The following is a 23,025-nucleotide window of genomic DNA, read 5'->3' as shown; positions in this document are numbered from 1 at the left end:
GCCCTATCGCGGCTGAAGCCGCCCCTACAAGGACCGCAGATTCCCTGTAGGAGCGGCCTTGTGTCGCGAAAGGGCTGCAAAGCAGCCCCAATGCCTCAAAGGTCAGCGTCTTCCACCATCCTCACCTTCCCCGCATCCAGCGCATAGGCCGCATCCGCCAGGTCATTGCTGACCTTCTCAACCTTGAGCACCCCGTTGACCCAGAGCGGCGCATAGATATCGTCGATCTTCAGCCCCTTCGGATAGCGCACCAGCACCAGCTGGTTCGGCGGCGGCGGCGGAACGTGAATGCAGGCACCTGGGTACGGCACCAGGAAGAACAGCGTGCTGTTGCCCTTGGCATCGCTTTCCAGCGGCACCGGGTAGCCGCCCAGGCGGATTTCCTTGCCATTCATGGCTGCCACGGTCTTGGTCGAATACATGACCGCCGGCAAACCCTTGCTCTGCTTGAGGCCGCCCTTGTCGGTGAAGGTGCCCATGGCCTCGGGTGAGTCGTGATCGATCTCAGGCATTTGCTCCAACGCCTGCTGGTCCGACTCGGGCATCAGGTCCAGCCAGTCGGTTTCAGGCAGTTCGGCATGGGCCAGGGTGCTGGCAAGCAGCAAGGGGAGGAGGAAAAATGCACGCATGAAAATGCTCGGCAACTCGGATGAATTGCCGGGCATTCTAACCAGTATTCAACGCTTCTTGATGAATCCGTAGATCACCAGAACGATCACGGCGCCCACCAGAGCACCCAGGAAGCCCGCCGCCTGGCCAGCCTGGTAGATCCCCAGCGCCTGGCCGCCATAGGTGGCGAGCAGGGAGCCAGCGATACCCAGCAGGATGGTCATGATCCAGCCCATGCTGTCGTCGCCCGGCTTGATGAAGCGGGCCAGCAGGCCAACGATGAGGCCGATGAAGATGGTTCCAATGATGCCCATGGCAATCCCTCTGCAGTGAAAGACGGAACAAGCCAAAGCCTAGACACCGCTTTGACTTGTTGCCATCTCTGAGGGCAAGCCGCTTGCAGAAGTTCGAACCAAAGCCCGATCAGTTGCTGATCAGGGCTTCTACTTCGGCGATCTTGCTGCGCAGGGTAGCCATGTCCTGGCAACGCAGGGTGGCGTGGCCAACCTTGCGCCCGACCTTGAAGGCCTTGCCGTAGTGGTGCAGGTGGCAGTCGTCGATGGCGACGACCTTCTCCACCGCCGGTACTTCACCGATGAAGTTGAGCATCGCGCTCTCGCCGACCTTGGCGGTCGAGCCCAATGGCAGGCCGGCAACAGCGCGCAAGTGGTTCTCGAACTGGCTGCACTCGGCGCCTTCAATGGTCCAGTGCCCGGAGTTGTGCACACGCGGGGCGATTTCGTTGGCCTTCAGGCCACCGTCGACCTCGAAGAACTCGAAGGCCATCACGCCAACGTAATCCAGCTGCTTGAGCACGCGGCCGACGTAGTCTTCGGCCAGCGCCTGCAACGGGTGCGCCTCGCTTGCCACCGACAGCTTGAGGATGCCGCTCTCGTGGGTGTTGTGCACCAGCGGGTAGAAGCGGGTTTCGCCATCACGGGCACGCACGGCCACCAGCGACACTTCGCCGGTGAACGGGACGAAGCCTTCCAGCAGGCACGGCACGCTGCCCAGCTCGGCGAAGGTGCCGACGACATCCTCAGGCTTGCGCAACACCTTCTGGCCCTTGCCGTCGTAGCCCAGGGTGCGGGTCTTGAGCACCGCCGGCAGACCGATGCTGGCTACCGCGGCATCGAGGTCCTGTTGCGAGAGGATGTCGGCGAACGCCGGGGTCGGGATGCCCAGGTCGCGGAACATGCTCTTTTCGAACAGGCGGTCACGGGCGATGCGCAGCGCTTCGGCACTGGGGTAGACCGGCACGAATTGCGAAAGGAAGGCCACCGTTTCGGCCGGAACGCTTTCGAACTCGAAGGTCACCAGGTCGACTTCGTCAGCCAGCTGGCGCAGGTGATCCTGGTCGCTGTAGTCGGCCCGCAGGTGTTCACCCAGGGGCGCGGCGCAGGCGTCTGGCGCCGGGTCGAGGAAGGCGAAGTTCATGCCCAGCGGAGTACCCGCCAGGGCCAGCATGCGGCCCAGCTGGCCGCCACCGATTACACCGATCTTCATGGAGTCAGCCTCAAGCCTGGCGTGGATCTGGGTTGTCCAGCACGGTGTCGGTCTGTTCCGTGCGGAACTGCTTGAGCGCGGCGTGGTACTGCGGGTACTTGGCGCCGAGGATGCTCGCCGACAGCAGAGCAGCGTTGACCGCGCCGGCGCGGCCGATGGCCAGCGTGGCGACCGGCACACCCGCCGGCATCTGCACGATCGACAGCAGCGAGTCGACACCCGACAGCATCGAGGACTGCACCGGCACGCCCAGCACCGGCAGGTGGGTCTTGGCGGCGCACATGCCTGGCAGGTGAGCAGCGCCACCGGCACCGGCAATGATCACCTCGATGCCACGCCCTTCTGCCTCTTCGGCGTACTGGAACAGCAAGTCCGGGGTGCGGTGGGCGGAAACCACCTTCACTTCGTAGGGAATGCCGAGTTTTTCCAGCATATCGGCGGTGTGGCTAAGGGTGGACCAATCGGACTTGGAGCCCATGATCACGCCAACCAGTGCACTCATCGTCGAGCCTCTTCGCTTGTGCGCCCTTGGGCGCGTCAAAAAACAACAAGCCACGCGGGACGACCGGCGTGGCTTGTTTGCTGATCCGGACCGGAGCTGCCCGGTCGAAAGGCCGCGCAGTATACCGCAACCAAGACGGTTGCTGGCACCCCCGGCGACCAACTGTCGGCCTTATTTTTCGGGGCTTTGGCTGACTTTTGGGTCAACAGCCGCGCCACCTTCGAGCTTGCGCCACAACAGCCGCACGTTGGCCTTGCGCACCAGGGCACAGCGGTACAAGCGGATCTCCAGGGGCACGTGCCACTGACTGCCGCCACAAATGGCCAGTTCGCCGCGCTCCAGTTCACCGCGCATGGAGAGCCGCGGCACCCAGGCGATACCCATGCCTTCCAGCGCCATGCTCTTGAGACTGTCGGCCATCGCCGTTTCGTAGACCGTGGTATAGCGAAGGCTGCGCTGGCGCAGCAGAAGATTGACCGAACGGCCGAGGAACGCGCCGGCACTGTAGGCCAGCAACGGCACGCTGGCGTCGCCTTCCAGGTCGAACAACGGTTTGCCGTCGGCATCCACGGCGCACACCGGCAGCATTTCGGTGTTGCCCATGTGCAGCGACGGGAAAATCTCGGCATCCATCTGCAGCGCAGCATCAGGATCGTAGAACGCCAGCATCAGGTCGCAGCCACCCTCACGCAGGGCGTGCACCGCATCTCCGACGTTAGTCGCAACCAGGCGGGTGGCGATGTTCAATCCGTCGTTGCGCAGTTGAGCGACCCAACGGGGGAAAAAACCCGACGCCAGGGAGTGCGCCGCCGCGACCTGGACCACCTCGCCCTGCCCGCCTTCAAGGTGATGCAGGTGACGCAAGACTTCGCCCAACTGATCGACCACGGTCCGCGCCGTCACCAGGAACAGCTGCCCCGCCTCGGTCAATTCGATCGGGGTGCGGGAACGATTCACCAGGGTAAGGCCCAAGGCCGCTTCCAGGCTGCGAATGCGTCGACTGAAGGCCGGTTGGGTAACGAAGCGGCGCTCTGCCGCCTGGGAAAAACTGCGGGTAGCGGCCAGGGCACTGAAGTCCTCCAGCCACTTGCTTTCCAGGTTCATGAAGCGGATCTCCCGGCGCGCACCAAAATGGAACACGCTCGATTGTCAATTAGCGTCACACGAAACACTATGCCGTTTGTGCATAGGTTAGCGTGCAACAGCATTGGCCGCAAAATCCCCTTCAGGCCTAGCATTAGCGCCATTCCGGCATGTGCCGGGTCAAAATCGAGATGATATCCATCATGTCCTCCGCTGCATCGTTCCGCGTCGAAAAAGATCTGCTTGGTACCCTTGAAGTCCCTGCCGATGCCTACTACGGCATCCAGACTCTGCGCGCTGCCAACAACTTCCACCTCTCCGGTGTTCCGCTGTCGCACTACCCGAAACTGGTAGTCGGCCTGGCGATGGTCAAGCAGGCAGCTGCTGACGCGAACCGTGAGCTGGGGCACCTGAGCGATGCCAAGCATGCCGCGATCAGCGCAGCCTGCGCACGACTGATCAAGGGCGACTACCACGAGCAGTTCGTGGTCGACATGATCCAGGGCGGTGCTGGTACTTCTACCAACATGAACGCCAACGAAGTGATCGCCAACATCGCGCTGGAGGCCATGGGCCACCAGAAGGGTGAGTACCAGTACCTGCACCCGAACAACGATGTGAACATGGCGCAGTCGACCAACGACGCCTACCCGACCGCCATCCGCCTGGGCCTGCTGCTGGGCCACGACGCCCTGCTGGCCAGCCTCGACAGCCTGATCCAGGCCTTCGCTGCCAAAGGTAAAGAGTTCGACCACGTACTGAAGATGGGCCGTACCCAGCTGCAGGACGCCGTGCCGATGACCCTCGGCCAGGAATTCCGCGCCTTCGCCACCACCATGACCGAAGACCTGCAGCGCCTGCGCTCGCTGGCTCCGGAACTGCTGACCGAAATCAACCTGGGCGGTACCGCCATCGGTACCGGCATCAACGCCGACCCGGGCTACCAGGCCCTGGCCGTACAGCGCCTGGCCACCATCAGCGGCCAACCGCTGGTACCGGCTGCCGACCTGATCGAAGCCACGTCCGACATGGGTGCCTTCGTACTGTTCTCCGGCATGCTCAAGCGTACCGCGGTCAAGCTGTCGAAGATCTGCAACGACCTGCGCCTGCTGTCCAGCGGCCCGCGCACCGGCATCAACGAGATCAACCTGCCAGCGCGCCAGCCAGGCAGCTCGATCATGCCAGGCAAGGTCAACCCGGTTATCCCGGAAGCCGTCAACCAGGTGGCCTTCGCCATCATGGGCAACGACCTGGCCCTGACCGTCGCCGCCGAAGGTGGCCAGCTGCAGCTGAACGTGATGGAGCCGCTGATCGCCTACAAGATCTTCGACTCGATCCGCCTGCTGCAACGCGCCATGGACATGCTGCGCGAGCACTGCATCGTCGGCATCACCGCCAACGAACAGCGCTGCCGTGAACTGGTCGAGCACTCGATCGGCCTGGTCACCGCCCTGAACCCGTACATCGGCTACGAAAATGCCACCCGTATCGCCCGCGTCGCCCTGGAAACCGGCCGCGGCGTGCTGGAACTGGTGCGCGAAGAGAAGCTGCTGGACGAAGCGATGCTCAACGACATCCTGCGTCCGGAAAACATGATCGCTCCCCGTCTGGTTCCGCTGAAGGCGTAACCCGGCCGCTGCAAACAGTCTCACCAGGTCGAGGGACTAGACACCTCTCAACCTTTCAAGGGCCCGAGCGCACGCTCCGGGCCCTTTTTTTCGCCTGCCGCTGCCCGGCACACAACTTGCTCCATAATGCCTCCCAGCCACACGGGATTACCGAGCATGCTGCACAGCCACCTGACCACCCTGAATGCGGTTTCGCTGATCCTCAACCTGTTCCGGGAAGACGGTTGCGAGGCGGCGGCGTTGCTGGCCGGCAGCGGCATTGGCCCGCACGACCTGGGGCACGCCGACGCACGCATCACCACCCAGCAGGAACTGCAGGTGTGCGCCAACGCCGTGGCGCGGCGCGAGGAGATCGGCCTGGAACTGGGGCAACGCATGCATGTGTCGTGCTACGGCATGCTGGGTTACGCACTGCTCTCCAGTGCCACTTTGGGTGACGCCTTGCGCCTGGCCCTGGAGTATCCGGCACTGCTGGGAACAGTCTTCCAGCTACGCCTGGTCGACGACGGCCAACGGGTCTGGTTCAGCGCCAGCGATTATCACGACAGCCCGGCACTGGCCGCGTTCAATGCCGAGTTCTGCCTGGTTTCACTGAAAGTCATCTGTGACGACCTGCTCGGCCGACCGCTGCCGTTGCTCGGCGCGCGCTTCGAACATGCAAGGCCTGGCTACCACGCACTGTATAGCCGTGCATTCCAATGCCCCCTGAGCTTTGCCGAAGAAGACAACGCCTTCGCCTTCGAGCGGCGCTGGCTCGACACCCCGTTGCCGCTGGCCGACCCGATTACCCACAAGGCCATGAGCGAACGCTGCCGGCGGCTGAATCTGGAGTTCACCGGGCGTCAGGCCTGGCTTGGGCGGATTCGCCAGCTGTTGCTGCAACAACTGGATGCTGCGCCGGGCCTTGAAGGCCTGGCGCGGCAGATGAACTGCTCGTCGCGGACCTTGCGTCGGCATTTGCAGGCACTGGGGAGCAGTTATCAACAGCTGCTCGATGACCTGCGCTTCGAGCGGGCCAAGCAATTGCTGGCGGATGAGCAGATGCCGATCTATCGGATAGCCGAGACCCTGGGATTCAGTGAAACGGCCAGTTTTCGACATGCTTTCCAGCGTTGGAGTGGGGTTGCGCCTAGCCATTTTCGGGGTTGACGTTACTGGCCAGCGACCTTGGCCACATCGATCCCCTTTTGGCCGTTTGCATCGTTCTCCACTCGCAGATCGCCCATGAGAATGGGCCCACGCCTGTCCCTCCTGAGAACAACAAAATGCTGACAATCTATTCCGATGACCACCGCCTGCACCACGGCCGCTGCGAGCTGATCGACGGCAAGCTGATGCCTTGCTTCGAAATGCCTTCGCGCGCCGATCATGTGCTCGAGCAGGTAAAGAAGCGCAACCTCGGTGAGGTTCAAGGCCCGACCGACTTCGGCCGCGCGCCCTTGCAGCGCATCCACAGCGCCGACTACCTCGACTTCTTCGAAGGCGCCTGGGCCCGCTGGGCCGCGCTGGGTCACGATGGCGACCTGCTGCCCTTCACCTGGCCTGCGCGCACACTGCGCCAGGTGAAACCGACCGGTCTGCACGGCGAGCTGGGCTACTACAGCTTCGACGCCGGCGCCCCGATCACCGCCGGCACCTGGCAAGCCGCCTACAGCGCGGCGCAGGTGGCCCTCACCGCTCAAGCCGCGATCCAGCAAGGCGCCCATTCGGCCTTCGCCCTGTGCCGTCCACCAGGGCACCACGCCGCCGCCGAAGTCATGGGCGGCTATTGCTACCTGAACAATGCCGCCATCGCCGCCCAGGCCTTCCTCGACCAGGGCCGCGCCAAAGTGGCCATCCTCGATGTCGACTATCACCACGGCAACGGCACCCAGGACATCTTCTACCAGCGCAGTGACGTATTCTTCGCCTCGATCCACGGCGACCCGCAGGCCGAATTCCCGTTCTTCCTGGGCTATGCCGACGAGACCGGTGAAGGCGCGGGCGAGGGCTGCAACATCAACTACCCGCTGCCGGCCGGCAGCGACTGGAAAGCCTGGAGCGCCGCGCTGGAAGACGCCTGTCAGCGAATCGCCGAGTACGATGCCGATGTGCTGGTGATCTCGCTGGGCGTGGACACCTTCAAGGACGACCCCATCTCCCAGTTCAAGCTGGACAGCCCGGACTACCTGGAAATGGGCAAGCGTATCGGGCAACTGGGCAAGCCGACCTTGTTCGTGATGGAAGGCGGCTACGCTGTGGAAGAAATCGGCATCAACGCCGTCAACGTGCTGGAAGGCTTCCAGCACGCCCAGCCAGGAGCCCGGTAATGGTCCGACTCAAGCGTCTGCTCGCCCCGTTCATCGCTGCCACCCTGTTCACCGGCGCCCTGCAGGCCCAGGCCGAACAGCGCACTCTGCGGGTGTACAACTGGTTCGACTACATCACCCCGCAGACCTTGACCGATTTCCAGAAAGGCAGTGGCGTAAAGCTGGTCTACGACATCTTCGACACCAACGAGGCGCTGGAAGCCAAGCTGCTCACCGGCAACTCCGGCTATGACGTGGTGGTGCCGTCCAACGTGTTCCTCGCCAAGCAGATCGAGGCCGGGGTGTTCCAGCCGCTGGACCGTAGCAAGCTGCCGAACTGGCAGCACCTGGACCCCGCGCTGATGAAGCTGATCGAAGCCAACGACCCCGGCAACAAGTTCGCCGTGCCCTACATGTACGGCACCGTGCTGATCGGCTTCAACCCCGACAAGGTCAAGGCCGTGCTCGGCGACAATGCGCCGGTGGACAGCTGGGACCTGATCTTCAAGGAAGAGAACATCGCCAAGCTCAAGCAGTGTGGCGTGGCGTTGCTCGACTCGCCTTCCGAGATCCTGCCGCTGGCCCTGCAGTACCTGGGCCTGGACCCCAACAGCAGCAAGCCGGACGACTACAAGAAAGCCGAAGCCCTGCTGTTGAAGATTCGCCCGCACATCACCTACTTCCATTCCTCGAAGTACATGGCGGACATCGCCAACGGCGACATCTGCGTCGCTGTCGGTTATTCCGGCAGTTTCTCCCAGGCCGCCAACCGGGCACGGGAGGCGAAGAACGGGGTGGTGGTGGACATGCGCCTGCCCAAGGAAGGCGCGCCGATCTGGTTCGACATGCTGTCGATTCCGAAAGGGGCCGCCAACCCGGAGGATGCGCACGCCTTCATCAACTACCTGCTGCGCCCGGAAGTGATTGCGCCGATCAGCGACTTTGTCGGGTACCCGAACCCGAACAAGGATGCGACCGAGAAGGTCAGCCCGGCGATCCGCAACAACCCCAACCTGTATCCGACGGCAGAGGCGATGGCCAAGCTGTACACACTCAAGCCATTGTCGCGTGACGCCGAGCGGGCGCGGACGCGGGCCTGGACCAAGATCAAGTCCGGGACTTGAACTGCGGGCTGCTGCGCAGCCCCCTAGTTTCTCCAGACCTTGCGCAAGCGCATCAACGCCTCGGCGATCTCCCCCTCCGGCACCGCCGCAAAACCAAGCACCAGCCCCGCACGCTTATCCACAGGCACCTCGCTATCCTCCAACCAGTAACTGCTCAGCGGATTCACCTCCACCCCCACCTCTTCAGCCTTGGCAACCAGCGCCTGCTCGCGTGCAAAGTTATCCACATCCACCTTCACATGCAGCCCGGCAGCCACCGCCGGCATCTCCCCCAACCCCGGAATCTCCCCAGGCCAACCCGCCTTCAGCACGTTGCGCCGGCTCAATGCTGCCCGCCGCATGCGGCGGATATGCCGCTGGAAGTGGCCCTGGGCCATGAACTCGGCCATCACGCACTGCGTACCCACCTCGGAATGTCGCATCGCCAGCGCCCTGCCCTGACTGAAGGCCTGCACCAGCCGCGCCGGCAGCACCAGGTAGCCAAGGCGCAGTGCCGGGAAAGCGATCTTGCCGAATGTCCCCACGTACAACACCCGCCCCTGACGGTCCAACGCTGCGAGCGGGGCCAACGGGGCCCCGCTGTAGCGGTACTCGCCGTCGTAGTCGTCCTCGATGATCCAGCCATCGCTGCGCTCGGCCCAGGCCAGCAATGCCAGGCGCCGCGCCAGGCTCATGGTGACACCGGTCGGGTACTGGTGAGCGGGGGTGACATAGGCCAGCCGGCAATCCTGCAATTGCTCCAGGCGGCTGCAATCCATGCCTTCCTCGTCCACAGGGATACCCGTCACCTTGCCGCCAGTCACAGCGAACGTGTGCCCCGCGGCCCGATAACCTGGGTTTTCCACAGCCACGCGGTCGCCAGGCTGCACCAGCAACTGTGCACAAAGGCTGATGGCCTGTTGCGCGCCACTGGTGATCACAATTTGATCAGCCGTACAGGACAGGCCTCGAGAACGGCGCAAGTACGCCGCAATCAGTTCGCGCAGCCCTCGCTCGCCGGCAGGGTCACCATAACCCAGTCGAGCAGGATCGGGATTTCGCCAGAAAGCCGCCTGCAGCTTGGCCCAGACGTCGAACGGGAACAGGTCGAACGCTGGAATACCGACGCGGAACGCCCGGGGCGCACCACTCCTTGGCAGCGGTAAATGGTTACTTTTCAGACGCTGCAAAGGCTCGCTGGAAAGTGGATTGCTGGATAAATCCTCAGTATTTTCTGACGAACTTGTGGGTAAGCCTGTGGATAAACCCAGGGATAACCCTGTGGACAGTTGTGTGGATAGTTTTGCTTGTCGGCTGACGTAGGTGCCATCCCCTACCCGGCTTTCGATGTACCCCTCGGCATACAGTTGATCGTACGCACGCACCACGCTGTTGCGCGAAAGCGCCAAGGTAGCCGCCAGGTCGCGGGTGGCCGGCAGCCGCGTGCCGCTGCCAAGGCGCCCGTCCAGCACGCGCGCGCGCAGGACCTCGTACAACTGTTGGGTCAACCCGCGACGACGGTCGAGAACGATCCCGGCAGGGTCGAAAGGCGACAGGAGTGGACGCTCGCTCATGGTATTGGACCTATGAAAACAGTCATCAATGGATCTTACTTTGAACCAATAGCCTGCCTAGGATGGAGCCATTCGACAAGGAACCTGCGCATGTACAACAGCAAACCTCACCAGGAGCACGACCTTCAACGCCTGCACCAGCACATGCTTGAGACTCGCCTGGCCGTGCTGGTCAGTCACGGTGAAGGGGGCCTGCTGGCGACACACCTGCCGGTGCTGGTCGACACTGCCGAAGGGGAGTTCGGCACTGTCTACGCCCATCTGGCACGTGCCAACCGCCAATGGCAGGACCTGGAGCGCGGCAGCGAGGCATTGCTGGTTTTCCCGGGTGCCGATGCCTATGTCAGCCCCAGCTACTATCCAAGCAAGGCCGAGAACCCCAAGGTCGTACCGACCTGGAATTACCTGGCCGTGCATGCCTACGGCCCGGCCGAAGTGATCCACGACGCCGCACCGCTGCTCGATATCGTCAGCCGCCTGACCGACCGCCACGAACAAGGGCGCGCCGAGCCGTGGAGCGTGGCCGATGCCCCTGGCGACTACCTCGACGGCATGCTCCGCGCCATCGTCGGTATCCGCCTGCCCATCGCCCGCTTGCAAGGCGCGCGCAAGCTCAGCCAGAACCGTTCGGCGCAAGACATCGCCGGCGTACGCGACGGACTGAGCAGCAGCCCCGATTACCTCGACAACCAACTCGCGGCGCAGATGCGCCAACTCTGAAGGAAAAGCCCCATGCCCAGCGTCACCCTGCGCCCTGTCGGCGCCAACGACCATGCTGCCTGGCTCGCCCTCTGGCAGGCCTATCTACGCTTTTATGAAACCGAGTTGCCCGAGTCCGTCAGCGCCAGCACCTGGCAGCGCCTGCTTGACCCCAACGAGCCGACGAACTCAGCCTTGGCCTGGGTCGATGGCAAGGCAGTAGGCATGGTCAACTGGATCTATCATCGCTCCAACTGGAGCATCGAGAACTCGTGCTACCTGCAGGACCTGTACGTGGACAGCAGCCAAAGGGGATTGGGCATCGGCCGCCAGCTGATCGAGTTCGTCTATGCCACTGCCAAGGCCGCCGGGTGCATCAAGGTGCACTGGCTGACCCACGAAACCAACGCTACGGCCATCAGCCTCTATGAACAGGTTGCCGAGCGGCCGGGCTTCATCCAATTTCGCAAAGGACTGTAGGCCGATCATGACTGACGCATTGAACTGGAAACCTGCCGTGATACCGCAGGCCGAGCCCATCGAGGGCCGCTTCATTCGCCTGGAAAAGCTCGACCCGGCGCGCCACGGCGACGATTTGTGGAACGCGCTGCAGGGTCCGGGCTCCGACCCCGTTCTGTGGGACTACCTGCCTTATGGCCCGTTCAACGAGCGCGCAGCCTTCGACCGCTGGCTCGAGGGCAACGCCGCCGGCCGCGACCCGCTCTACTACACCGTCATCGACCGCGCCAGCAGCCAGGCTCAAGGCGTCCTCACGCTGATGTCGATCGTGCCCGACCACGGCCGCATCGAGATCGGCCACATCGCCTTCGGTGCGCCCATGCAGCGCACCCCCAAGAGCACCGAGGCGGTGTATCTGCTGGCCAAACTCGGTTTCGAACTGGGCAACCGCCGGCTGGAATGGAAGTGCAATAACGCCAATGGCCGATCCAAGCGGGCGGCCGAGCGGTTTGGCTTCCAGTTCGAAGGGGTGTTTCGCAAGCACCTGGTGGTCAAGGACCGTAACCGGGATACGGCGTGGTACTCGATTACCGATGATGAATGGCCGCAGGTGGCAGCGGGGTTTGAGCGTTGGTTGAGCGAGAAGAACCAGCAGCCAGGCGGGCAAGTCAGTAGCCTGGAGACCTGCCGAACTCAAGTCTGAAGTACATCTCAGGCGCCGGCCAGAGCTCAGATTACCTGGCGCTGGCGCCTGACAACGCCCATCTGCAGACCAAAGGGACGAAATACGGCATTCAAGGATTTGAGCGTAGGATTGCCTTCACCCAACTCGATCTGAATGAGCGTGCGCAGTGAGACTTTGCACATGCGGGCGAACTGAGCTTGCTGCAGGTTTGCAACGGTCACCCGCAGATGCCGCACTGCCGTACCCAACTCCCATGAGCCTTCAGCAATGCCGCGTTGAACGTCTTCGATGATCTGTGCACGCTGTTCTGGTGTCAGGCTCATAACAGCTCCCATGCCTTCATACGTTGTTCAAGCTGCCTCAATGCGATTGCTGGATGGTTCATGACGGTGTCCGGCAAACCTGATTCGCTGAGCAGATCCGGTAACGCCAGTAATCGGGCGGCATCCTGACGCAGTCGCTCGAAGACCCACTGCGGATCTATCAGGTTGCCAAGAGGAATAGATCGTCGCTTATGCCATCGGGCTTTGCTCGCCCCAGATGCGCCATGAGAAACCGCTTTGCCGCACCCGATGGGGCGATGTCATGAATGAACGCCGGAGCTGCCGGTAGCAGGAAGCTGTCGAAATCCACGGGCAATCGTGCACTTACCGCCTTGGCAGAAAAACTCTCGTAGGCATCCAGGTTATTCCTTACATAGGAAGGCTCGTAGGCAATAGCACAGGGGCCCATGAAGCCTTGCTCTGGCTGCGCAAAGCTGAGAGTCATCGCATCCTGCCAAATGCCGTTGGCATGAACCTGAAGTGTAAGCGGGTACATAGATGGCCTGCTTTAGCGGATCACGTAACATGCAATATAGTGCATTCGAATCACGTAATGCGGCCCATAATATGTAATAAATTGCATATTTCGTAGTCAGGCCATCGAGAAAATGCATTTTAATGCACAAAAAAAGGGGAGCATCCGCTCCCCTGAGGTAAACCGCTTGTAGATGAAGGCTTATGTCAGCCTTCGATCTCGATCAGGATCTCACCCGGCGTCACGCGATCGCCCTTGGCGACATGGATGGCCACGACCTTGCCGGCGATAGCCGCCTGCACTTCGGTTTCCATCTTCATCGCTTCGGTGATCAGCACGGCCTGGCCGGCCTTGACCACATCGCCTTCCTTGACCAGCACATCGACGATGTTGCCCGGCATGGTGGTGCTGATGTGACCCGGCGCGCTGGCCTGCTTGCGCTTGCTGCCGCCACCGCCGACGAACTCGTTGAGCGGCTCGAACACCACTTCTTCCGGCATGCCGTCGATCGACAGGTAGAAGTGACGCTTGCCTTCGGCCTTGACGCCCACGCCCGTGATATCGACGCGGTAGGTTTCACCGTGCACGTCGATCACGAACTCGGTCGGTACGCCTTCACCACCATGGGCCGCTACCTTGCCGGCTTCCGGAATCGGCAGCAGGGCTTCAGGGGTCAGGGTGCCGGCTTCACGCTCTTCGAGGAACTTGCGGCCAATGTCCGGGAACATGGCGAAGGTCAGGACATCTTCCTCGCAACGGGCCAGGGCACCGATGTCGGCACGCAGCTTGGCCATTTCCGGCTTGAGCAGGTCGGCCGGACGCACGTCGATCACTTCTTCGCTGCCGATCGCCTGGCGGCGCAGCTGCTCGTTGACCACGCCCGGGGCCTTGCCGTAACCACCTTGCAGGTACAGCTTCACCTCGTTGGTGATGGTCTTGTAGCGCTCGCCGGCGAGCACGTTGAAGAAGGCCTGGGTACCGACGATCTGCGAGGTCGGGGTAACCAGCGGCGGGAAGCCGAGGTCTTCGCGAACGCGCGGGATCTCGGCCAGCACTTCGTTCATGCGGTTGAGGGCGCCCTGCTCCTTGAGCTGGTTGGCCAGGTTGGAAATCATGCCGCCCGGCACCTGGTTGACCTGCACGCGGGTGTCCACCGAGGTGAACTCGCTTTCGAACTGGTGGTACTTCTTGCGCACGGCGTAGAAGTACAGGCCGATTTCCTGCAGCAGTTCCAGGTCCAGACCGGTGTCGAACTCGCTGCCCTTGAGCGCGGCGACCATCGATTCGGTGCCCGGGTGGCTGGTGCCCCAGGCGAAACTGGAGATGGCGGTGTCGATGTGGTCGGCGCCGTTTTCCACCGCCTTGAGCTGGCACATGGCGGCCAGGCCAGCGGTGTCGTGCGAGTGGATGAACACCGGCAGCGACTGCTCGGCCTTCAGCGCCCTGACCAGCTCGCCGGTGGCGAACGGGGTCAGCAGGCCAGCCATGTCCTTGATCGCAATCGAATCGCAACCCATGGCTTCCATCTGCTTGGCCTGAGCTACAAAGGCGTCGATGGTGTGCACGGGGCTGACGGTGTAGGCGATGGTGCCCTGGGCGTGCTTGCCGGCAGCCTTGACCGCTTCGATGGCCACACGCAGGTTGCGCACATCGTTCATGGCGTCGAAGATGCGGAACACGTCGATGCCGTTGACTGCAGCCTTGGCCACGAACGCCTTGACCACGTCGTCGCTGTAGTGGCGGTAGCCCAGCAGGTTCTGGCCACGCAGGAGCATCTGCAGGCGGGTGTTGGGCAGTGCGTTGCGCAGTTTGCGCAGGCGCTCCCACGGGTCTTCCTTGAGGAAGCGCACGCAGGCGTCGAAGGTGGCGCCACCCCAGACTTCCAGCGACCAGTAGCCGACCTTGTCGAGCTTGTCGCAGATCGGCAGCATGTCTTCGGTACGCATGCGGGTAGCCAGCAGGGACTGGTGGGCGTCGCGCAGGATCGTGTCGGTTACGTGAATTTTCTTGGACATTATGGGGTTCCTCACAGGCCTGCGTGGGCGGCGATGGCGGCGGCGATGGCCAGGGCCAGCTCTTCGGGTTTGCGCTTGATCGAGTAGTTGGTCAGTTCAGGGTGGCTTTCGACGAAGCTGGTGTTGAACTGGCCGCTACGGAATTCCGGATTGCGCAGGATTTCCTGGTAATACGCGGCGGTGGTCTTCACGCCTTGTACGCGCATGTCGTCCAGGGCCCGCAGGCCGCGGTCCATGGCTTCTTCCCAGGTCAATGCCCACACCACCAGTTTCAGGCACATGGAGTCATAGAACGGCGGAATGGTGTAACCGGTGTAGATCGCCGTGTCGGTACGCACGCCCGGGCCGCCGGGGGCGTAGTAGCGGGTGATCTTGCCGAAGCTCGGCAGGAAGTTGTTCTTCGGGTCTTCGGCGTTGATACGGAACTGCAACGCATAGCCGCGGTGCTGGATGTCTTCCTGCTTGACCGACAGCGGCAGGCCCGAGGCGATGCGGATCTGCTCGCGGACGATGTCGATCCCGGTGATCTCTTCGGTGATGGTGTGTTCCACCTGCACCCGGGTGTTCATCTCCATGAAGTACACCTCGCCATCGGCGAGCAGGAACTCCACGGTACCGGCGTTCTCGTAGTTCACCGCCTTGGCCGCGCGCACCGCCAGGTCGCCGATGTAGGCGCGCTGTTCGGGGGTCAGCTGTGGGCTCGGGGCAATTTCGATGAGCTTCTGGTTACGGCGCTGGATCGAGCAATCGCGCTCGAACAGGTGCACGACGTTGCCGAAGCTGTCACCGAGGATCTGCGCCTCGATGTGCTTGGGATTGACGATGCACTTTTCCAGGAACACTTCCGCCGAGCCGAAAGCCTTGGTAGCTTCGGAAATGACCCGCGGGAAATTCTGCTCCAGCTCTTCGCGGCTGTTGCAACGGCGAATGCCGCGGCCGCCACCACCGGAAGTGGCCTTGAGCATCACCGGGTAACCGATGCGCTCACCTTCGCTGAGGGCTTCATGAATGTCGGCAACGTTGCCTTCGGTGCCCGGCGTCACCGGCACACCTGCCTGGATCATGGTGCGACGCGCTTCGGTCTTGTCGCCCATGCGACGAATGACGTCAGCGGCCGGCCCGATGAACTTGATCCCGCGTTCGGCGCAGATCTCTGCCAGTTCAGCGTTTTCCGACAGGAAACCGTAACCCGGGTGCAGGGCATCACAGCCGGTTTCCACAGCAAGGTTGACCAGCTTGCGCGGGTTCAGGTAACCGGCCAGAGGCTCGGCACCGATGCTGTAAGCCTCGTCGGCGCGCTTGACGTGCAAGGCGTGACGGTCGGCGTCGGAATAGATCGCGACAGAGCGAATGCCCATCTCGGCGCAGGCACGCACGATGCGGACTGCGATTTCACCCCGGTTGGCGATCAGGATTTTTTTTATCACTGGAGTCTTCCCAAAGCCGTAGGAACAGACGATCCGGTTCTACCGGTCGGCGCGTGACCAGACGTCGCTGGCCAGTCGCACATTCACCCTAGCGCTCTGGGTTGATAAACAAAAATCAATATTTGTTAGTGGCTGTATAAGCAAAAGCTTATAGTTTGGTTACAAGGTTTTGCCGGAGCCTCGATAAAAATGCGTAAGTCATTGATGCGTATGACTTTGCGTCAATTGCAGATCTTCAACGAGGTGTGCGATTTACGCTCTTACAGCCGCGCAGCGGAAGAGATGGCGCTGACGCAACCCGCCGTAAGTCTACAGATCCGTCAGCTCGAAGAGCTGATCGGCCAGCCCTTGTTCGAATATGTGGGCAAGAAACTTTACCTGACCGAAGCCGCCGAGGCGCTGCAGCGGGCAAGCCACGACATCTTCGGGCGCCTGGAAAGCCTCGACATGCTGTTGTCGGACATGCAGGGCTCACTGCAAGGTCAGTTGAAACTGGCGATCGAATCCAGCGCCAAGTACTTCGTGCCACACCTGTTCGCCGCCTTCAAGCAACGTCACCCGGAGGTCAACCTGACCCTGACCGTGGTCAACCGGGCCCAGGCGATCCGGCGGCTTTCCGACAATCGCGACGACCTGATCATCATGTCCATGGTGCCGCAGGACATGGGCCTGGAATTCCTGCCGTTCCTCAACAACCCGATCGTCGCCGTGGCGCCGCCGGATCATCCGTTGAGCAAGCTCGACCAGCTGCGCCTGCAGGACCTGGAGCCTCATACCCTGTTGGTCCGTGAACAGGGTTCGGGCACCCGCAAGGCATGCGAGGAATACTTCAAGGACAAGCGCGTGCACTTTACCCAGACGCTGGAAGTCGCCTCGGCCGATGCCCAGCGCGAATGCGTGATCGCAGGCCTGGGGATTGCACTGCTCACCCGTCACGCGGTGAACATGGAACTGGCCACGGGAATGCTCAAGGAGTTGCCGGTGGAAGAACTGCCGCTGTACCGCAGCTGGTGCGTGGTGCAGTCGAAAGCCAAGCGGCAGTCGCCGGTAGCCTTGGCCTTTCTGGCATTCATCCGCAGCGAACGTGTGCTGATCAGCGCGCTTGTTGAGCGCTTTTCGGGGAAGTTGCTGCCGACGCCTGCCACACCGTGAGCGCTTGCAGCTCCGGGTAGTCGGCGAGTTGGCGCAGCAGCTGGCGCTGGTCGCAATAGCTTTCGATCGCCCGGCGATACTCCATGCGGCGCTGATCTTTTTCCTGCTGCTTGCGAGCCTTGGCGCTCGGTTGGTAAGAGCCATCGAAGTCACGAGCCATTTGCTGTCTCCCTGATCGAGTGCGGGAGTTTCAGACTGGCTCGGGGGGTTTACCGTTTGGCTGTGAATCCGTGACAAAACCGTGAATATTCACGGCCTCGCTCACTCATCCATCGCCTTGATCGACTTCGGCGACAGGCGCAGGCTGCGCAAGCTGCGCTTCACGCTCTTGAGGTGATTGACCAGGCTCGGCCCGCGCGCCATGGCCACGCCCATCGCCAGCACGTCGATCACCACCAGGTGCGCGATACGCGAAGTCAGCGGGGTGTAGATCTCGGTGTCTTCATGCACATCGATCGCCAGGTTGACGGTCGACAGCTCCGCCAGAGGCGTCTGGCTCGGGCACAGGGTGATCAGGTTGGCGCCACTCTCTCGTACCAGGTTGGCAGTGATCAGCAAGTCCTTGGAGCGCCCCGACTGGGAAATGCACACGGCCACATCACCCGGCTTCAGCGTTACCGCCGACATTGCCTGCATGTGCGGGTCGGAATAAGCGGCCGCGTTGAGCAGCAGGCGGAAGAACTTGTGCTGGGCGTCGGCAGCTACCGCACCTGAAGCGCCGAAGCCGTAGAACTCCACACGCTGCGCCTGGGCCATGGCCGACACAGCCTGCTGCAGGGCATGCGGATCAAGCTGCTCGCGCACTTCCATCAGCGTGTGCAGGGTCGTGTCGAAGATCTTCAGGCTGTAGTCGGCGACCGAGTCGTCTTCGTGGATGGCGAACTGACCAAAGCTCGCACCCGCCGCCAGACTTTGCGCCAGCTTCAGCTTGAGGTCCTGGAAGCCCGAGCAACCGATCGCCCGGCAAAAGCGCACGATGGTCGGCTCGCTGATGCCCACGTTGTGCGCCAGATCGGCCATGGAGCTGTGCATCACGGCAGCCGGGTCGAGCAGCACGTGGTCCGCGACTTTGAGTTCCGATTTGCGCAGCAGGTGGCGCGATTGGGCGATATGTTGCAACAGATTCACGGGCTGGACTCGGTTATGATCGGCTGGCCGGGACGTAGCTTTCTTGTAGTTATACTACATGGACGCCAACCCGCCCAGTTAAACGAACGTGGAGAGTGGTGGTTTGACGATTCCTTGCGACATTCTGGTGTTCGGTGGCACGGGTGATCTGGCCCTGCACAAGTTGCTGCCGGCGCTCTATCACCTGTATCGCGAGGGGCGCCTGGACATTGCCGTGCGCGTCATCGCCCTGGCGCGTCGCAACCTGTCGCGCGATGACTACCTCAAGCTCGCCGAACGCCATTGCCGGGCCCAGATTGCCCGCAGCGACTTCGACGAAGAAGTGTGGCGACGTTTTTCCGCGCGCCTCGACTACTTCCCCATGGACGCATCGCAGAGCGCCGACTTCGGCCGCCTGGCACGCTTCCTCGGGGAGCCTGGCGGGCTTACTCGCATCTACTACCTCGCCACTGCCCCCAACCTGTTCGTACCGATTGCCAAGCACCTGCACATCGCCGGGCTGGCCGACAACGAAGCCCGCATCGTGCTGGAGAAACCCATCGGCCACTCGCAGGAATCGGCCATCGCCATCAACGAAGCGATCGGCAGCGTGTTCGAGGAGAGCCAGGTATTTCGCATCGACCACTACCTGGGCAAGGAGACCGTGCAAAACCTCATGGCCCTGCGCTTTGCCAATGCCCTGCTCGAACCGGTGTGGCGCAATGGCCAGATCGACCATGTGCAGATCAGTGTGTGTGAAACCCTGGGGGTAGAGAACCGCGGCGGCTACTACGACCGGGCAGGCGCGACCCGCGATATGCTGCAGAACCACTTGCTGCAGCTACTGTGCCTGGTGGCCATGGAACCTCCTGCGCAATTTGAAGCCGAGGCCGTGCGCGACGAAAAAGTGAAGATCCTGCGCGCGCTGAAGCCGATAAATGGCCAGGACGTGCAGGACAAGACCGTACGTGGCCAGTACGGTGCCGGACACATCGGCGGGCAGGAAGTGCCGGCCTACTACTTCGAAAAGGATGTGGACAACGACAGCGATACCGAAACCTTCGTCGCCGTGCAGGCGCACATCGACAACTGGCGCTGGGCCGGCGTGCCCTTCTACCTGCGAACCGGCAAACGCATGGCGCGGCGCTCGTCGCAGATCGTGATCCAGTTCAAGCCCGTGCCCCATGAGCTGTTCAGCGGTGGTCAGGCCAACCAGCTACTGATCCAGTTGCAACCAGACGAGCGCATCAGCCTGCGCATGATGACCAAGAGCCCTGGCAAGGGCATGCGCCTGGAACCTGTGGACCTCGACCTCAACCTGGCCCAGGTGTTTGGCCAGACCCGCCGGTGGGAGGCTTACGAGCGTCTGTTGCTGGATGTGCTGGAGGGGGATTCGACGCTGTTCATGCGACGCGACGAAGTGGAAGCCGCCTGGGCCTGGATCGACGCCATCCTCAAAGGCTGGGACGAGCACTTCCAGCCACCCCGGCACTATGCGGCCGGGAGCAATGGCCCTGATCAGGCAAACAGCCTGCTGGCCGGGCACGGCAGGCATTGGCATAGCTGAAAGTTTGCCCGATACCAGCGCTTGCTTGCAGCAGCGAAAGTGGCGCGGCGTCTGTTGGCGCCACTTTCAACTGCAAAGGCATTCATCATGAATAAAATCGAAAACCTCTATGCGTACAACAACGAAGTCCCAGGCCAGCCAACCTGCTTCGAGGTTCAGGGAACCGTGACCGTTGCCCACCCAGGCATCGAGCCTGTTCTGGCAGAACCCAAGGTACGCCACAAAGGCGGCTGGGAAGTTCTCCAGCTCACACTGGTAGACAGTGGGGAGCCGGCGATCCAGGTGTTGACCGAAAAGCCAGTATTTTTCAGGCGCGAGGGCGCAAGTCCCTGGAAAGGCCTGGAAATCATGCATGCCGACGGTTCGCAAAGGGTTGAAATCGAGCACCGCGTAGCCATCAACTGATGTCTGGCCATGCCAGATCGACTTCAGGCGTTGATCTGGCTGGCGCGGTGCAACAAACCGATGAGCGACAGTACCTGAAGGTGAATATTTATACAGTAGGTGTTTGCCCCGTAACCGGCCTCCCCCTAGAATGGCCGGATGCACACAGATGACCTCTCCCTACTGCTCAATTCCCTCAACGATGCCCAACGCCAGGCTGTCGCGGCCACGCTCGGGCGCCAACTGGTGCTCGCGGGCGCCGGTTCCGGTAAAACCCGCGTGCTGGTGCACCGCATCGCCTGGCTGATCCAGGTGGAGCAGGCCTCGCCGCACTCGATCCTGTCGGTGACCTTTACCAACAAGGCGGCCGCCGAGATGCGCCAGCGGATCGAGCAACTGCTGGGCATCAACCCGGCGGGCATGTGGGTCGGCACCTTCCACGGCCTGGCGCACCGCCTGTTGCGCGCGCATTGGCAGGAAGCTCGCCTGGTACAGAACTTCCAGATTCTCGACAGCGATGACCAGCAGCGCCTGATCAAGCGGGTGATGCGCGAGCTCGGCCTGGACGAGCAGAAATGGCCCGCGCGCCAGGCGCAGTGGTTCATCAACGGGCAGAAGGACGAGGGCCTGCGGCCACAGCATATCCAGGCCAGTGGCGACCTGTTCCTGCAGACCATGCGCGATGTCTATAGCGCCTACGAACAGGCCTGTGAGCGCGCCGGGGTCATCGACTTCTCGGAATTGCTGCTTCGCGCCCTCGACCTGTGGCGCGACCACCCTGGCCTGTTGGAGCACTACCAACGGCGCTTCCGCCACCTGCTGGTCGACGAGTTCCAGGACACCAACGCCGTGCAGTACGCCTGGTTGCGCCTGCTGGCAGGCAAGCATGGCGGCAGCCTGATGGCGGTGGGCGACGACGACCAGTCGATCTACGGCTGGCGCGGCGCCAAGATCGAGAACATCCATCAGTACACTGCCGACTTCCCCGACGCCGAGATGATCCGCCTGGAGCAGAACTACCGCTCTACCGGCGGCATCCTCAAGGCCGCCAACGCCCTCATCGCCAACAACAGTGGGCGCCTGGGCAAGGAGCTGTGGACCGACCTGGGCGAAGGCGAGCCGCTGACGCTGTACGCCGCCTATAACGAGCACGACGAAGCCCGTTATGTGGTGGAGACCATCGAGAGCCTGATCAAGGGCGGCTGTTCGCGTAACGATGTCGCCATCCTCTATCGCTCCAACGCCCAGTCGCGGGTGCTGGAAGAGGCCCTGCTGCGCGAGCGCATTCCTTACCGCATCTATGGCGGCCAGCGCTTCTTCGAGCGTGCCGAGATCAAGAACGCCATGGCCTACCTGCGCCTGCTCGAAGGCCGAGGCAACGACGCGGCGCTGGAGCGGGTGATCAACGTACCACCGCGCGGCATCGGCGAGAAAACCGTCGAAGCCATCCGCGACCATGCCCGCCACAGTCAGCTGTCGATGTGGGAGGCCATGTGTCAGCTGATTGCCGCCAAGGCACTCAAGGGCCGTGCAGCGGGTGCGCTGGGCGCCTTTATCGAACTGATCGAGAACCTGGCCGGCAAGGTCGCGGACATGCCCTTGCACACGATGACCCAAACGGTCATCGAGCAGTCCGGGCTGATCATCTATCACCAGGAAGAAAAAGGTGAAAAGGGTCAGGCACGGGTAGAAAACCTCGAGGAACTGGTCAGCGCCGCGCGCAACTTCGAAGCCAGCGATGACGACGCCGACCTTTCACCGCTGTCGGCCTTCCTCGGCCATGCCTCGCTGGAAGCGGGCGAATCCCAGGCCGACGAGCACGAAGACAGCATCCAGCTCATGACCCTGCACAGCGCCAAGGGCCTGGAATTCCCCTATGTGTTCCTGGTGGGCATGGAAGAAGGCCTGTTCCCGCACAAGATGAGCCTGGAAGAGCCCGGCCGCCTGGAAGAAGAGCGCCGCCTGGCCTACGTGGGTATTACCCGCGCCATGCGCCAGCTGATCATGACCTACGCCGAAACACGGCGCCTTTATGGCAGCGAGACCTACAACAAGGTATCGCGTTTCGTCAGGGAAATTCCGTCGGGGCTGGTTCAGGAAGTACGCTTGTCCAACAGCGTCAGCCGCCCGTTCGGTGGCGCGCAAGCCAGCACCAGCAGCCTGTTCGCCAACGCCAGCATCCCGCAGACCGCCTTCAGTCTCGGCCAGCGCGTGCAACATTCGGTGTTCGGTGAAGGGGTCATCCTCAACTTCGAGGGATCTGGCGCCCAGGCTCGGGTGCAGGTCAACTTTGCCGAAGGCAGCAAGTGGCTGATGCTGGGGTATGCCAAGCTCGAGGCCATCTGAGGCCTTGATGCTGCTATCGCCGGCATGCCGGCTCCCACGGGGGCCGGCTCGGTCAGGCTTGTAACCTTCAGGCAAAAGCTCGAAACATTATGT

23 protein-coding genes are annotated in these 23,025 nt (G+C 62.3%); 11 read left to right on the top strand and 12 right to left on the bottom strand.

Annotation, left to right across the window (positions count from 1 at the left end):
* Positions 1-95: 95 nt before the first annotated feature.
* From PPL01S_RS05030 to PPL01S_RS05010, 5 genes are all read right to left on the bottom strand, one after another.
* The gene (locus PPL01S_RS05030) at positions 96-629 is read right to left on the bottom strand and encodes a DUF3299 domain-containing protein (RefSeq protein ID WP_415639457.1); all 534 of its coding nucleotides are present in this window, start codon (positions 627-629) and stop codon (positions 96-98) included.
* Between the two features lie 48 nt (positions 630-677).
* The gene (locus PPL01S_RS05025; RefSeq protein ID WP_016394373.1) at positions 678-923 is read right to left on the bottom strand and encodes a GlsB/YeaQ/YmgE family stress response membrane protein; all 246 of its coding nucleotides are present in this window, start codon (positions 921-923) and stop codon (positions 678-680) included.
* A gap of 109 nt (positions 924-1,032) precedes the next feature.
* Entirely contained in the window at positions 1,033-2,115 is a 1,083-nt protein-coding gene (locus PPL01S_RS05020) for a 5-(carboxyamino)imidazole ribonucleotide synthase (protein WP_016394372.1), read from the bottom strand.
* A gap of 10 nt (positions 2,116-2,125) precedes the next feature.
* The gene (gene purE, locus PPL01S_RS05015) at positions 2,126-2,617 is read right to left on the bottom strand and encodes a 5-(carboxyamino)imidazole ribonucleotide mutase (RefSeq protein WP_003253304.1); all 492 of its coding nucleotides are present in this window, start codon (positions 2,615-2,617) and stop codon (positions 2,126-2,128) included.
* 171 nt (positions 2,618-2,788) lie between these two features.
* Positions 2,789-3,721: a LysR substrate-binding domain-containing protein gene (locus PPL01S_RS05010; protein ID WP_016394371.1), complete on the bottom strand. Its 933-nt coding sequence runs from the start codon at positions 3,719-3,721 to the stop codon at positions 2,789-2,791.
* Positions 3,722-3,903: 182 nt separating this feature from the next.
* Here PPL01S_RS05010 and aspA point away from each other — a divergent pair, with 182 nt between their 5' ends.
* From aspA to PPL01S_RS04990, 4 genes are all read left to right on the top strand, one after another.
* The gene (aspA, locus tag PPL01S_RS05005; protein WP_016394370.1) at positions 3,904-5,328 is read left to right on the top strand and encodes an aspartate ammonia-lyase; all 1,425 of its coding nucleotides are present in this window, start codon (positions 3,904-3,906) and stop codon (positions 5,326-5,328) included.
* Between the two features lie 156 nt (positions 5,329-5,484).
* Positions 5,485-6,477 carry an AraC family transcriptional regulator gene (locus tag PPL01S_RS05000; protein ID WP_028625859.1) on the top strand — a complete coding sequence of 331 codons (993 nt, stop codon included), beginning with the start codon at positions 5,485-5,487 and terminating at the stop codon, positions 6,475-6,477.
* A gap of 116 nt (positions 6,478-6,593) precedes the next feature.
* Positions 6,594-7,637 (top strand): histone deacetylase family protein, encoded by a 1,044-nt coding sequence (locus PPL01S_RS04995; RefSeq protein WP_016394368.1) that lies wholly within the window; start codon positions 6,594-6,596, stop codon positions 7,635-7,637.
* Positions 7,637-8,740, top strand: a complete 1,104-nt coding sequence (locus PPL01S_RS04990) for a polyamine ABC transporter substrate-binding protein (protein ID WP_028625858.1) — start codon at positions 7,637-7,639, stop codon at positions 8,738-8,740. Before PPL01S_RS04995 ends, PPL01S_RS04990 begins: the two co-directional genes overlap by 1 nt.
* A 23-nt stretch (positions 8,741-8,763) precedes the next feature.
* On the opposite strand, the gene pdxR is transcribed toward PPL01S_RS04990, so the two are convergent.
* Positions 8,764-10,293: a MocR-like pyridoxine biosynthesis transcription factor PdxR gene (gene pdxR / locus PPL01S_RS04985; RefSeq protein ID WP_028625857.1), complete on the bottom strand. Its 1,530-nt coding sequence runs from the start codon at positions 10,291-10,293 to the stop codon at positions 8,764-8,766.
* 90 nt (positions 10,294-10,383) lie between these two features.
* On the opposite strand from pdxR, the gene PPL01S_RS04980 reads away from it, so the two are divergent.
* Genes PPL01S_RS04980 through PPL01S_RS04970 form a run of 3 tightly spaced genes read left to right on the top strand, consistent with a single transcriptional unit; the run spans position 10,384 to position 12,154 of the window.
* Positions 10,384-11,013, top strand: coding sequence for an FMN-binding negative transcriptional regulator (locus tag PPL01S_RS04980; RefSeq protein WP_028625856.1), 630 nt, complete (start codon positions 10,384-10,386; stop codon positions 11,011-11,013).
* Positions 11,014-11,025: 12 nt separating this feature from the next.
* Complete coding sequence (locus PPL01S_RS04975; protein WP_016394364.1) at positions 11,026-11,472, top strand: GNAT family N-acetyltransferase; 447 nt, start codon at positions 11,026-11,028, stop codon at positions 11,470-11,472.
* 7 nt (positions 11,473-11,479) lie between these two features.
* A complete protein-coding gene (locus PPL01S_RS04970) occupies positions 11,480-12,154 on the top strand; it encodes a GNAT family N-acetyltransferase (RefSeq protein WP_028625855.1) in 675 nt (224 codons plus the stop codon).
* A 26-nt stretch (positions 12,155-12,180) separates the two neighbouring features.
* Here the strand turns inward: PPL01S_RS04970 and PPL01S_RS04965 are convergent, their stop codons facing one another.
* The 4 genes from PPL01S_RS04965 to PPL01S_RS04950 form a co-directional block, all read right to left on the bottom strand.
* On the bottom strand, positions 12,181-12,459 hold the full coding sequence (locus PPL01S_RS04965; protein ID WP_016394362.1) for a helix-turn-helix transcriptional regulator: 279 nt from the start codon (positions 12,457-12,459) through the stop codon (positions 12,181-12,183).
* A gap of 160 nt (positions 12,460-12,619) precedes the next feature.
* Positions 12,620-12,955, bottom strand: a complete 336-nt coding sequence (locus PPL01S_RS04960) for a hypothetical protein (RefSeq protein ID WP_016394361.1) — start codon at positions 12,953-12,955, stop codon at positions 12,620-12,622.
* A gap of 185 nt (positions 12,956-13,140) precedes the next feature.
* Positions 13,141-14,949, bottom strand: a complete 1,809-nt coding sequence (gene oadA, locus PPL01S_RS04955) for a sodium-extruding oxaloacetate decarboxylase subunit alpha (RefSeq protein ID WP_016394360.1) — start codon at positions 14,947-14,949, stop codon at positions 13,141-13,143.
* Between the two features lie 11 nt (positions 14,950-14,960).
* Positions 14,961-16,376, bottom strand: coding sequence for an acetyl-CoA carboxylase biotin carboxylase subunit (locus PPL01S_RS04950; RefSeq protein WP_016394359.1), 1,416 nt, complete (start codon positions 16,374-16,376; stop codon positions 14,961-14,963).
* A gap of 189 nt (positions 16,377-16,565) precedes the next feature.
* Here PPL01S_RS04950 and PPL01S_RS04945 point away from each other — a divergent pair, with 189 nt between their 5' ends.
* Positions 16,566-17,528 carry a LysR family transcriptional regulator gene (locus tag PPL01S_RS04945; RefSeq protein ID WP_016394358.1) on the top strand — a complete coding sequence of 321 codons (963 nt, stop codon included), beginning with the start codon at positions 16,566-16,568 and terminating at the stop codon, positions 17,526-17,528.
* Here the strand turns inward: PPL01S_RS04945 and PPL01S_RS04940 are convergent.
* The gene (locus PPL01S_RS04940) at positions 17,470-17,688 is read right to left on the bottom strand and encodes a PA3496 family putative envelope integrity protein (protein WP_028625854.1); all 219 of its coding nucleotides are present in this window, start codon (positions 17,686-17,688) and stop codon (positions 17,470-17,472) included. The genes PPL01S_RS04945 and PPL01S_RS04940 overlap by 59 nt on opposite strands.
* 101 nt (positions 17,689-17,789) lie before the next feature.
* Positions 17,790-18,656 (bottom strand): transcriptional regulator HexR, encoded by an 867-nt coding sequence (hexR, locus tag PPL01S_RS04935; protein ID WP_016394356.1) that lies wholly within the window; start codon positions 18,654-18,656, stop codon positions 17,790-17,792.
* 103 nt (positions 18,657-18,759) lie between these two features.
* Here hexR and zwf point away from each other — a divergent pair, with 103 nt between their 5' ends.
* The 3 genes from zwf (at position 18,760) to uvrD (ending at position 22,932) form a co-directional block, all read left to right on the top strand.
* Positions 18,760-20,202: a glucose-6-phosphate dehydrogenase gene (gene zwf, locus PPL01S_RS04930; RefSeq protein ID WP_016394355.1), complete on the top strand. Its 1,443-nt coding sequence runs from the start codon at positions 18,760-18,762 to the stop codon at positions 20,200-20,202.
* Between the two features lie 21 nt (positions 20,203-20,223).
* Positions 20,224-20,607, top strand: a complete 384-nt coding sequence (locus PPL01S_RS04925) for a hypothetical protein (protein ID WP_244212753.1) — start codon at positions 20,224-20,226, stop codon at positions 20,605-20,607.
* Between the two features lie 138 nt (positions 20,608-20,745).
* The gene (gene uvrD, locus PPL01S_RS04920) at positions 20,746-22,932 is read left to right on the top strand and encodes a DNA helicase II (protein WP_028625853.1); all 2,187 of its coding nucleotides are present in this window, start codon (positions 20,746-20,748) and stop codon (positions 22,930-22,932) included.
* Positions 22,933-23,025 lie beyond the last annotated feature (93 nt).

Origin of the sequence: Pseudomonas plecoglossicida NBRC 103162 = DSM 15088, from assembly GCF_000730665.1 — a bacterium.
Classification (GTDB): Bacteria; Pseudomonadota; Gammaproteobacteria; order Pseudomonadales; family Pseudomonadaceae; genus Aquipseudomonas; species Aquipseudomonas plecoglossicida.
The sequence above is the reverse complement of the archived record's forward strand: the minus strand, read 5'-3'. Positions and strand labels throughout refer to the sequence as shown.